Source organism: Alteromonas sp. ABH4_456 (genome assembly GCF_056160645.1).
The window spans coordinates 64235-76257 of record NZ_JBSWXO010000018.1; the positions used below are offsets into that span (position 1 = coordinate 64235).

Below are 12023 nucleotides of genomic sequence, written 5' to 3' on the forward strand. Positions count from 1 at the left end.
TAAATGTGAAAAACTATTCAATTGCGGCGATACCGGCGGACGGTATAGGTATAGAAGTCATCAACGAAACCGTTGACGTTCTCAATGTATTACAGAAGGAAACCAAAAGAGCGACCTTTAATTTTGAGTTTTTCGACTGGGGATCAGACTACTATAAAAAGCACGGCGAAATGATGCCAGATGATGGCTTAGAAAAGTTAAAGAAACACGATGCCATATTATTCGGAGCGGTGGGGGCACCAGACGTACCAGACCACATAACTCTGTGGGGCCTGCGATTAAATATTTGCCAGAATTTTGATCAGTACGCTAATGTGCGACCAACCCGTGTATTGCCCGGAATTAGTTCTCCGTTAAGAAATTGTAAGCCCGGGGATCTGGACTGGGTAATAGTCAGGGAAAACTCTGAGGGTGAATATTCGGGTCAGGGAGGGCGATCTCACCGCGGAATGCCAGAGGAAATTGCGACAGAAGTGTCCATATTTACCCGTGTGGGCGTGACCCGTATTATGCGTTATGCCTTCGAGTTGGCTCAGAGCCGTCCAAGGAAGCAGTTAACGGTCGTCACCAAATCCAATGCACAGCGACATGGTATGGTTATGTGGGATGAAATAGCGGCCGAAGTGGCGCAGGAATTTCCCGATGTAACCTGGGACAAAATGCTGGTTGATGCTATGACAATGCGTATGACGCTAAAACCAGAATCTTTGGATACCATTGTTGCAACGAACCTTCACGCAGACATCTTATCTGATTTAGCCGGTGCTTTAGCGGGAAGTCTGGGTGTTGCACCGACTGCCAATATCGATCCTCAGCGTCGCTTTCCGTCGATGTTTGAGCCAATTCACGGCTCAGCGTTTGATATTACCGGAAAAGGAATAGCTAACCCGGTTGCATGCTTCTGGAGTGCAGCACAAATGTTGAATCACTTCGGGGAGTTTGAGCTCGAAGCCTTACTGATGGAAGCAATAGAGCACGCCACGGGTGTAGGAAAACTGACTCCTGATGTAGGTGGTAAAGCAACGACAAAAGACGTTACTGAAGCCGTCATTCACTATATTCGTGATCACGCGAAATGAATGCAGATGTACAAAAAGCAACATTAACAGCTATTGCTCAGGTAGCTATTGATAGCGTGGTTCCATCCGCTGACTGGTTTGCTTGTTTGCCCGCACCGCCCAAGGGGCGGTGTGTTGTGATAGGGGCAGGTAAGGCGTCCGCATTGATGGCGGCGGAATTAAACTGCTACTGGGAGGGTGTGCCGCTCTCTGGCGTAGTTGCAACCCGATATGGACATGGTGTCTGTGCGGGACGAGTTGCAGTAATCGAAGCAGGACATCCGGTACCCGACGAGAATAGCGAACGTGCTGCCAGGGCAATGCTGGATGCCGTAGTTAACTTGTCAAAAGATGATCTGGTCATTAGTTTGATATCCGGTGGTGGCTCAGCGTGCTGTGCATTACCTGTTGAAGGTATTCATCTTTCTCAGAAGCAGAAAATTACCCAATCGTTATTGAGAAGTGGCGCATCTATCAGTGAAATGAATGTAGTCAGGAAAGCACTGAGTCAGGTCAAAGGCGGCCAGCTTGCAAAAGCTGCCGCGCCTGCACGGGTATTTAATCTGATAGTGAGTGATATACCCGGAGATGTACCGGAAGATGTGGCTTCCGGCCCAACAATACCAGACACAAGAAGACCGTTGTGTGCACAAAAAATACTCGAGAAATATGGGTTATCCGAGTGGAACCAATTCGTTCCTCTTCACCAGCACAAAGAGTCGGGCGATGATGTAAGCGTAGAGTACACGATTGTCGCATCTCCCCGACAGGCTCTGCAACGCGCCGCGGAAGAAGCAAAGAAATACGGTTATAAGCCTGTCGTGCTAAGTGATCAAATTGAGTGCGATAGCCAGGTCCTGGCCAGTATCATGGCTGCCATTGTGAAGTCCGCTAAAACAGCAGGTTTTCCTGATAAACCTCCTTTGGCTATCATCAGTGGTGGAGAAACATCGGTTACCATTTCAGGTGAATCATATGGACGGGGTGGCCGAAACACGGAATTCGTTCTGGCGCTGATGAATGAATTGGAAAATCTTCAAGGTGTCGGTGCAATAGCCATAGACAGCGATGGCATAGATGGTACCGAAGATGCCGCTGGAGCATTTTTACTATCAGATAGTCAATTCAGAGCTATGGAAAATAACTTGGATCTTGAAGAATATCTTACGAAGCATGACAGCTATTCATTTTTTAAAGAGATGGGGGATTTATTTATCACCGGACCAACGTTGACTAATGTGAATGACATACGCATTATTCTCGTGGATTAAATGACTTTGCCTTCTTATTTAAGTTAGAAATGTACCAGGAATCTATGAGAGTCAGACGGTGAACACTGAAAAAATGGAGTATGGATCTGCTGCTAATCATTACTTGACTGCACTAATCGAGGCCGCTGTTTTGAAGGGGGTAGATGTTGATATTCTGATGCAAGGTATCGGTCTATCGCGACAGGATCTATACCGGCCTGAACATCGTATTCCGACACAAAAGCTGGCGGATTTGCAAAAAGCTATCTGGCAGTGGATGAATGATGAAAGTATGGGTCTTAATGACATGGTCATTCCGTACGGCTCCTACTACATGATGGGACAGTTAACCGTAAATCAGCCGACCTTGAGAAAAGCCCTTATTTTAGGAATTCGTTTTTACAACCTGTTATTCAGACGTGAGCAAATAACTCTGCAAGAAAATGGTAAATCGGTCACCCTGCGCCTTGTTCTGCATAAACCTGAGTTGGATTATCACCATCTGTTCGCTGAGATTTGTCTTTTATCATGGCATCGTTACGCCGCGTGGTTAATTGCCGATGAACTGCCCATTATTGAAAGCCACTTTCCTTATCCTACGCCCGCTCATGTCGGTGAATATAGTTATCTCTTCCCAGGGCCGCACAATTTTGAAAGCAAAGAACTTTCATTGATATTCCCAACCCATTACCTGGATAGAGAAGTCAGGCAAAACAGTGCAAGTCTGAAGGTCTTTATGAACCGTTGTCCTCTCGAGCTGTTCCGGCAGTACAAAGCGGACTACAGTTTGAGTGGTGAATTGAAACCTCTTATCAAATCAGGCCTGCAAAATCGTATTGTTACGATTCAGTACTGTGCAAACAAAATGCATATGACTCCGAGGACGTTAATGCGGAAGCTCAGAGGTGAAGGGACTTCGTTTCAACAATTGAAAGATATAATCCGTCGTGACAGAGCAATGCATTTCCTTTCGCAGACGACAATTTCAATAAATGAAGTTGCTGAAAGGGTAGGATATTCCGATCCCGCTGTGTTTACCAGGGCGTTTAGGTCATGGACGGGAGACACGCCCAGAGCATACAGAATGAAGACTATAGACGAATAGTAAATCCTCAAAGTTTCAATTGCATATGAGTCAACGCCTGCCATTCTCGTTTACATAACTAACTAAAGATAGCGAGTTAGACATAGAGTTTTTTGCGGTCACAGCTTTAGCTGCTCTTGCTTTTCGTACACAAAGCAAGAGCAGCCAATAATTACTGAGTAACCGGAAGATAACTTTTAATAAACTCAGCGGCCATATCAACGTATTCTTCGGTATCAAATACCGGGTCGCCATGACCGGCGCCTTGTACAACAACTAACTTATTTGATACTCCTGATTCCCCCAACCTGGTTTTCAAAATTCTACTTTGACTATCCGGAACAACTCCATCAGCATCTCCGTGCATGATGATGAAAGGTGGGGTATCTGTATCAATATATGTAGTAGATGATGCCCATTTAGCTAGATCTGGTCTTTCAACAGGAGAGGCGCCAAGGAGCCTTGCTTCTGCTGCATTTGGTGCGTCATGGTCAACATTTCCACTGTTTCCCCTCATAGCATTAATATCACTGGGGCCAAAGAAGTCGAGAACTACAGCAATATCGTATTCGGGCTGTCTACTTGCCTCATAGAAGCCAGTTTCAGTATCGTTGTTAGATGTAGCAATCAGAGAGGCCAGGTGACCACCTGCAGAGCGTCCCATAATACCAACTTTATCAGTACTGATATTGTATTGACTGGCATGATTTACCAAATAGTTAATTGCATCGTTGATATCTGCTACTTGCGCAGGAAAAACGGCTTCTCCGCTCAAGCGGTAATTGACCGCGGCAATTGCGTAACCTTCATTTATCAATTTATCAGCCAAGGTACCATTTTTGGAAATAAATTCGTCTTTGGAGCCCCTGAACCAAGCTCCTCCATGAACCCATATCAAAAGAGGCGTATGTTCCGCTTTACTCTGTTTGGGTATATATAAATCCAGTTGAAGAGCTTTACTACCGATCGTTTTGTAAGTCAGTGTTTTTACATTATAGGCTGGGATAACTTTGTCCACTTGATTTTTAGACTTACCGTTTGATCCGGAAAAATTGCATCCGGGAAGAGCTGTAAACAACAATGTTAGAGTAATAACCTTTAAAATTGTGCGCATCAGGTAATTTCCTAAAGTTGAAGGCGATAGAAGATGCTAATGTTAAAAAGTAAAAAACAGAATGGTGAAAGTATGTTAAATACTGTCCATATCATGCTATCGCCAGTCCTTTTAGTTAATTTGCTACAGGTATCTCAGCAGAGGAAAGCTTTATCATTTCGGTGACTGTTCTGGCTAACTGGTTAGGAATAGGAATGGTCAGATGATACTGGGCAATTTTCCATTTATCTTTTTCAAGCACCAGTACACCGGTTCCCCGCGTTACACCATAGCTCGCATTATCAAGAAGTTCATCAAACCAGGCCGTATTGCCGTTAGCAGAAAAATAAATATGCCTGTCCCGGGGATGATAGGTCCAACCCTGCCCCTTATCGAAATATGGCTTCGCATAGGCTTTAAATTCATCAACCGGCCAGGTTTCTCCCGCATCGGTACCGATGAATACAGCATTGGCTGAAAAGAGGCTGAAATACGCAGTGTAGCTGGCATCAGATGCAGCCTGATGAAACTTATCCAGCACGTTGCTGACTTCTTCCTGAGGACTGGCTGACACCGACAGTGACAGCATAAACAACAAGCAACAACTTAACCGTTTCATCTCATTCTCCTTTTGCTAAACCGGTATAGTACATTACTTGCGGGTGGGCACAAACGTCTCTGGCTTCAGCGTATTTCCAGTGCTCTTTTAAGGCCGTGCTTCATATGGATGAGTTTCTCAAGTCGTGATATGACTTCTTCAAAAGGCAGCTTGCCAACCCCCTTCAGGGCACACTCCCAAACAATAATTACCTTCCATCCCTGACTAAGCAGGTAGTGCTGGTGGCGTTTATCCCGCACTGTATTCTGCTTAAGTTTGGTGAGCCAGAATGCTGTTCTTGTTTCCGGCAAGTGTGCCAGATGACACTGTTCGTGCATGTGCCAGAAGCAGCCGTGCACGAAAATACAGGCTCTGTATTTGGGTAACACAATGTCCGGCGAGCCCGGTAACCGCTTAACATTTTTCCTGTAACGGTACCCTCTGGCAAACAGCGCCCGCCGGACCAGTAGTTCCGGTTTTGTATTTCTGCTTTTTATCGCAGACATGTTTTTACTTCGTGTAGCTTTGTCGTGTACGTCTGCCAATAAAAGTTTCCTTCCGTTTTGAATGACAAAGCGCTGGTAGCTGATCTGTTCTGATGCTAACCTCGCAGGGATAAAAACCGGATAAACAGAAGTCTCCCCATGAGTAAACAAAACCAGAATCTTAACGCTGATGATATCAGGTGTATACGTGAGCGGCTGGGATTAGGCAGAACAGAATTTGCAAATCTTTTGGGGTTGGGCAATCAGGGCGAGCGGACAGTTCGCGGTTGGGAAAATGGCGAGCATTTGCCTTCGGCTAAAAAAGCAGAAGCAGTGAGAACCCTGGAAAAACGCATGGTGCAACTGGCCAGAGAAGCGCCTTTCGCAGCTACCGGCTCAGAATACCACTTTAAGTTTATCGATCTCTTTGCCGGAGTGGGAGGTATACGGCTTCCATTTCAAGATCTGGGAGGTAAGTGTGTATTTACTTCAGAATGGGATAAATTTGCACAAAAAACGTATCTTGCGAACTACGGTGAAATGCCACACGGCGATATTACCCAAATCCGCGCGGCAGATATTCCGGATCACGATGTGCTGTTGGGCGGGTTTCCATGCCAGGCATTTTCGCAGGCAGGTCTGAAAAAAGGGTTCAGCGATACCCGCGGCACCATGTTTTTTGAAATTCAGCGCATCCTTGTTGAAAAGCGCCCGAAAGCATTCCTGCTGGAAAACGTAAAGCAGCTTAAAGGCCATGATAAAGGTCGTACACTTAAAACCATTGAGGCCATCCTGCGGGGAGATTTTACTCAGAGTATACCGGATGATATGCCTCTCAGTGAGGAAGCGCGTCATGCTCTTTCTGAGAAGCTGAATTACTGGGTGGATTATAAAGTGCTGCGGGCGGCAGATTTCGGTGCCCCGCAAAACCGTGAACGGGTATTTATCATCGGCTTCGATAAAGATCATTTCAGCGAAGCGGATATCAATGCACATTTTCGCTGGCCGGAACCACCAAACATACCAACCCGTGTAGGCGATATTCTTGAGAGTGCGTCCGAACTGGCAGCCAAAGATGATCGTTACACCTTGTCAGACAGGCTCTGGACGGGCCATCAGAAGCGTAAAGCGGAGCATAAACAAAAAGGTAACGGGTTCGGCTATTCACTGTTTACGCCCGACAGTGCCTACACCAACACGATCAGTGCCCGCTATTATAAAGACGGGTCCGAGATCCTGATTGACCAGAGCGCACTGAAGAAGAATCCGCGTAAACTGACACCAAGAGAATGTGCAAGATTACAGGGCTTTCCTGAGACATTCATCGTTGATGCTGTATCTCAGGGCCAAATCTACAAACAGTTTGGCAACTCAGTCTGTGTAAATGTGATCAGGGCCGTCGCCAGTGAAATGGTGGCGTTTATGAGGCGGAAATAAAAAAGCCCTGTGTTGAAAGAGGGTACAGGGCTTCTTAAAAGCGCTTATGTGAACAGAAAATATTTATTCGATATTCTGAATCTGCTCATTGAGTAGCGGTCTAGACCCTAACAAACTCAATAAGTTACCGAAAAGAAACCGTTCAAAAATGCTTGTTTGCCCACCAAACTGCCCACCACTTGCCTATGGCTTTTACTAAATCTTAGTGGTGCTTCTTGGCTATGACTACGGAAAAACAGTGCCGTTTTTACGCTGCTGTTAGAGATAAAACATAGCAGTTTTGAAGGGCTTTATCGAGTGATTTTTTCAACACTCTACGCACTTATGGATATCATAGTGTCCACTTCCTGTTTTATTTCGCTATAATGGATATAACTGTATCCATTTGGTCTTTGCGGATGAATTTTACCTTACTTGATGATACCGATGTAAGCCAAGCTTATGCGGCTTATTTACGTGAGTTACGCAAGCAGGCAAAGCTGTCGCGCGCTGCATTGGCTGAGCGAAGCTGCGTACCTGCGGCCACCATTAAGAAATTTGAGCTGACCGGGCAAATTTCATTTCGTCAATTGCTGTTGCTATGGCAGACCCTTGATTCGCTAGATAGGCTTTATCAGCTCACGCAACTTAGCAAAGAACGCGCTGCTATACCCACGAGTATTGATGAGGTGCTAAAAGATGAGTTTTAAACCGATTCAGAAGCTTAATGTTACTCGTACGCTAAGCTCAGGTGAGCAGATCTCTGTTGGAGTCTTGGCGCAGAATCGGCAAGGCGTTTTTTTTCAGTATGCTGACGACTATTTGCAGCAGTTTGGCAATTTATCACCGTTTACCTTGCAGTCGAATACGCAAGTTCAAGCCGCACCTAAAGCGCCGCACCAAGGTGTACATGGCGTATTTGGTGATTGTTTGCCCGATGGTTGGGGCATGTTGTTACAAGATCGTATTTTCCGGCAAAAGGGCATCCTACCTAATCAATTAACTGCGATGGATAGACTGGCCTTTGTCGGTGATAAAGGCATGGGAGCATTGTCTTTTTCTCCGGTGTCTGAGTTTTCAGCCACGACGCATGCGGACATTGATTTAGCTACTTTAGGCCTAGAAGCACAAACGCTGTTCGATTCTTCAATGTCAGATTATATGGATGATAATCACGATGAGTTAGATGGGCATACTCAACAGGTTTTGGCTGCATTGGTCGCGGGTGGTAGTTCGGGCGGGGCAAGGCCTAAAGCGCAGATTTATATGCCTGCTGGAGAAACTAAGCATTGTCGAACCTTTGCAAAGCTTGGTGATGAAGCATGGCTGATTAAATTTACTTCTAAAAATCTCGCGCTCGGCCATGAAGAAGGTTTGTGTGAGGCGGTTTATTTACAAATGGCAGAACTTGCTAAGTGTCAACCGCCGCAATGGCAACTCATTGAAGCACCACCTACAAGCGGTGCGTCTGCCTGGTTGGCGCTTAAGCGTTTTGATTATGTCACGGAGCAGACCAATTTAAGCGGCAATCGCAGTGCAGGTCGCTTGCATATGCACAGCGCTTGCGGGCTACTGGATGCAGACTTTCGAACGCCAAGTTTAGATTATATTGACTTAATTAAAGCCAGCCGACAGCTCTGTAAATCTCCAGCCGCTGGGCAGCTGCAATTTCGCCGTGCCGTTTTTAACCTGCTGTCGTCTAATCAAGACGATCACAGTAAAAACTGGGCGTTTTTGCAAGCGGATGACGGTCAATGGAATCCCGCACCTTTTTACGATGTTACCTACAGCCCACATCCATTCAACGAACACGCCACTGCTTTCGGCGGTTATGGCAAAGCGCCACCGCTTAAGGTGATGCAAAAACTAGCGAGCAGTGCTGGCTATGGGAGTTGGCATGATGCAAGGCAAGTCATTGAAGAAGTGGCAGAAGCCATCAGTCAATTTGCTTATCTGGCACAGCAGCAAGGGATCAGTAAAACAACAGTGTCTGCGATTGCTAAGACATTGGATCAGCGCAAACAGGAAAATGCCGCGCTTTTTCAATGAAAGTAAAACAAACTTTTCAATTCACAATAAATACATAACAAGGTCATCGTGAGCGAATATCAATACTATAAATTTGAGCGTCTGGATGGGTATTTAGATGCTAAAGCACGTCAAGCACTCCGATCAATTTCAAGCCGTGCCGAGATCAGCGCTACGTCCTTTCAGGTGTATTACACCTACAGTGACCTAAAGGCGGAGCCTTCTGAGCTGATATTAAAATACTTTGATATTGGTTTTTACTATGCCGATTGGGGCTCAATCGATGCCTACATCAAGCTACCAGCAGGAACGCTCCCTGAAGCTTTACTTGGCTTTTCAAGTGATGGGCTTCATGTTCACGAAAACGATGAGTGGCAGTTGCTGATTTTTTCCCTTGAGGAGTATGACGAATATTTTGACGATGAGCATGCCGACGACTTTTTCCAGTATTTAGCTGGGTTACGCTGCGGGTTAATGCATGGGGATTGGCGCCTTGTGTACTTCATGTGGCTCAAAGCGTTTGATTTTAATGATGACGTTGAGCAAATGCCGTTGATTCAATTCGATTTTGAACACCTCAGTGAAGAGTTGCAGGCATTTGCGGCACTGTATGATATTCCCTTAGCATTGGTTAAGGCGCTCGCTATGGTGCTGAGCGAACAACCCAGTCACCAAGCCAAACAAACTCAGCTTACGCTTGATGCGTGGCTCCATAATCTCTCGGAAGCAGAGAAGGACACGCTATTACGCACGTTGTTTGAGCAAGGCCAGCTTACACGTCACCAAGCCTTAGCGCTGACGCGAAAAGAACCTGCCAACACAGACGAGATCTATCAATACTGGTTAACCCCCGCCGTCATTTCTCCTTTCATTGAGCAAGCGCAAAGTCAATTACAGCAAGAGCAAGCCGCAGCACTCGCAAAAAAATTAGCCATCGAAAAAGCGGAAAAAGAAAAAGCGTTGACGGATATCTACAATCAGCGTGAGCACTACTGGCAGCAATCACAAGAGCAAGCGGATCGAACTTGCGCTAGTGGTTACGATGCGGCATCACGCTATCTACATCAGCTGTTTGATGCCTATCAGTTCAAAGCGGATGAAGCGGCGTTTGAACAACGTTTTAAGCGCTTTGTTGTGGCGAATAATAGCCGTAAAGCGCTGTTAAATCGGTTGAGTGATTTGCTTAAACGATGAGGCAAGAGACTGGCCAAATGACGTTAGCAAAAAACTGATTGAGGGTTAATTGAAGGTTGTAAGCCCGCCAAAAGGTCTACAAATTGTTACCCATAAGGTAACTTTGTGTAGACCTCTAACCGCTGCATTTATCCATTCAGTAAAATACACTGACGAGTGCTCAACTTGCATTTCACACTTTTACGCGCAGAAAAGTGAGGATTTTTACATTTTTATGCGCGTAAAAGTGTAATTTGATGGTCTTTGGCATTCACATCATCGCCTTGGCCAACGCGCAAACTAAACCCAAAAGTAGGATATAAATCCAATTATATTGAGTAAAATGGGAATATAGTCCCATATGCAAATTGTTGGAGTTGCTTGGGATTCAAAGTTGGACTATATTCCCATTAACGGTTAAATAGTGGGAATATAGTCCCTTTGGTTGGTGATATGGCTAAGCGTGACTTACACAATGTATTGTTTCCCAAGCAGCGCAAAATCCTGACGCAGTTTGGTGAAGACTTGCTGTTGGCGATGAAAAGACGTGGTTTTACCAAAAAGCTGCTGTGTGAACGTACTGGTTTTGACCATAAAACCGTGAACAAAGTCTTCGCAGGTGATCCGGGCGTTGCCATAGGCACTTACCTAAAGGTGATGGCCGTTCTTGGCATGGAAAGCAACTTTGCAGAAATGGCCGCTCATGATGAAGTGGGCATCAAGCTGCAAAACATAAAATTGCTGGAAGGTTCAAGATGAGCCGTGAAATCGTCGAAGTCTATGCCGACTGGCAGCCAATTGAGGCGCCTTTGCTGATAGGGCGGCTTTCTTACAGCGATTCAAGCCGAGGTGGCGTGTTTAGTTTTGCCTACGATAAAGCATTTTTAACTTCAGCCTATCGCTTGCAAATTGATCCCATCCTGACCCTCCACTCCGGTGAACTCTACAACGATGAAGCCGATAAAAACTTTCGTGCATTTCTCGATTAATCTCCCGATAGATGGGGACGTATTTTAATGCAGCGGCGTGCGGCCATTGAAGCGCGCAAAGGCATCCGAGCAACAAGTCGATTAAACGAATTGGATTACTTGCTGGGCGTGCACGACTCTTACCGGATGGGTGGTATTCGATTTAAGCGAACAGGCTCGGCTGCGTTCTTAGATGACAACGCTGAGTTTGCTGCGCCGCCAATGGCTTCTTTGCGAGAGCTAGAGCACGCAGCAATGCAGATTGAAAAAGACGATAACATCGACAGTGACGAGTATTACCGCTGGTTGAAAATGCTGATTTCTCCAGGCTCATCATTAGGTGGTGCAAGGCCCAAGGCTTGTGTCACAGATGAACAAGGCCACTTGTGGATTGCTAAGTTTCCCAATTTAAACGATACCCATGATGTGGGCGCGTGGGAGATGGTCTGTTATGAATTGGCGTTGGCGGCAGGTGTTGACATGTTTCCAAGTGAGATTAGGCAGTTTTCCTCTGGGCATCATACCTTTTTAACCAAACGGTTTGACCGCGACGGTGAAAAGCGGCTGCATTTTTCATCGGCCATGACACAGCTTCAATACTATGATGGTGAACAATCTCAAGGTGCCAGCTACTTAGAGATTGCTGAATTTATTTCCAATTCTGGTGCACAAACCGAAGCTGCTTTAGCGCAGTTATGGCGACGTATCGTGTTTAATATTGCGGTGTCTAACACGGATGATCACCTGCGTAACCATGGATTTTTATTAACAACGAATGGTGCATATTCCGGCCGGATCTGAACAGCGATTCCGGAAACACTTGAACACCTATTCTGGAATCATTTGAACACTGATTCCGGATTTATTTAG

11 protein-coding genes and 1 pseudogene are annotated in these 12023 nt (G+C 45.8%); 9 read left to right on the forward strand and 3 right to left on the reverse strand.

Annotation, left to right across the window (positions count from 1 at the left end; translation table 11 throughout):
- The first annotated feature begins 5 nt into the window (after window positions 1-5).
- The 3 genes from ACXAG2_RS19725 to ACXAG2_RS19735 are packed head-to-tail and all read left to right on the forward strand — an operon-like array spanning window position 6 to window position 3413.
- Window positions 6-1079, forward strand: coding sequence for a tartrate dehydrogenase (locus ACXAG2_RS19725; RefSeq protein ID WP_474869841.1), 1074 nt, complete (start codon window positions 6-8; stop codon window positions 1077-1079).
- The gene (locus ACXAG2_RS19730; protein WP_474869843.1) at window positions 1076-2329 is read left to right on the forward strand and encodes a glycerate kinase type-2 family protein; all 1254 of its coding nucleotides are present in this window, start codon (window positions 1076-1078) and stop codon (window positions 2327-2329) included. The genes ACXAG2_RS19725 and ACXAG2_RS19730 overlap by 4 nt, the downstream gene beginning before the upstream one ends.
- Window positions 2330-2387: 58 nt before the next feature.
- Window positions 2388-3413, forward strand: a complete 1026-nt coding sequence (locus tag ACXAG2_RS19735; protein WP_474869846.1) for an AraC family transcriptional regulator — start codon at window positions 2388-2390, stop codon at window positions 3411-3413.
- Window positions 3414-3564: 151 nt separating this feature from the next.
- Here ACXAG2_RS19735 and ACXAG2_RS19740 read toward each other — a convergent pair whose 3' ends face one another.
- The 3 genes from ACXAG2_RS19740 to ACXAG2_RS19750 all read right to left on the reverse strand — a co-directional run bounded on the left by ACXAG2_RS19740 (window position 3565) and on the right by ACXAG2_RS19750 (window position 5628).
- Window positions 3565-4506, reverse strand: coding sequence for an alpha/beta hydrolase fold domain-containing protein (locus tag ACXAG2_RS19740; protein WP_474869848.1), 942 nt, complete (start codon window positions 4504-4506; stop codon window positions 3565-3567).
- Window positions 4507-4621: 115 nt separating this feature from the next.
- A complete protein-coding gene (locus ACXAG2_RS19745; protein ID WP_474869851.1) occupies window positions 4622-5104 on the reverse strand; it encodes a nuclear transport factor 2 family protein in 483 nt (160 codons plus the stop codon).
- Window positions 5105-5169: 65 nt separating this feature from the next.
- A complete protein-coding gene (locus tag ACXAG2_RS19750; protein ID WP_474869854.1) occupies window positions 5170-5628 on the reverse strand; it encodes a very short patch repair endonuclease in 459 nt (152 codons plus the stop codon).
- A gap of 99 nt (window positions 5629-5727) precedes the next feature.
- Between ACXAG2_RS19750 and dcm the strand changes: the two genes are divergently transcribed.
- The 6 genes and pseudogenes from dcm to ACXAG2_RS19780 all read left to right on the forward strand — a co-directional run.
- Window positions 5728-7005 carry a DNA (cytosine-5-)-methyltransferase gene (dcm, locus tag ACXAG2_RS19755; RefSeq protein WP_474869857.1) on the forward strand — a complete coding sequence of 426 codons (1278 nt, stop codon included), beginning with the start codon at window positions 5728-5730 and terminating at the stop codon, window positions 7003-7005.
- Window positions 7006-7403: 398 nt separating this feature from the next.
- Window positions 7404-7694 (forward strand): helix-turn-helix domain-containing protein, encoded by a 291-nt coding sequence (locus ACXAG2_RS19760; RefSeq protein WP_001011876.1) that lies wholly within the window; start codon window positions 7404-7406, stop codon window positions 7692-7694.
- Entirely contained in the window at window positions 7684-9033 is a 1350-nt protein-coding gene (locus ACXAG2_RS19765) for a type II toxin-antitoxin system HipA family toxin (RefSeq protein WP_474869859.1), read from the forward strand. Before ACXAG2_RS19760 ends, ACXAG2_RS19765 begins: the two co-directional genes overlap by 11 nt.
- A 48-nt stretch (window positions 9034-9081) precedes the next feature.
- Window positions 9082-10206, forward strand: a complete 1125-nt coding sequence (locus ACXAG2_RS19770) for a hypothetical protein (RefSeq protein ID WP_474869861.1) — start codon at window positions 9082-9084, stop codon at window positions 10204-10206.
- 432 nt (window positions 10207-10638) lie between these two features.
- Entirely contained in the window at window positions 10639-10944 is a 306-nt protein-coding gene (locus tag ACXAG2_RS19775; protein WP_071178140.1) for a helix-turn-helix domain-containing protein, read from the forward strand.
- Window positions 10941-11933 (forward strand): annotated as a pseudogene (locus ACXAG2_RS19780) (type II toxin-antitoxin system HipA family toxin); the annotation flags it as partial. The gene ACXAG2_RS19775 and the pseudogene ACXAG2_RS19780, both read left to right, overlap by 4 nt.
- Between the last annotated feature and the right edge of the window lie 90 nt (window positions 11934-12023).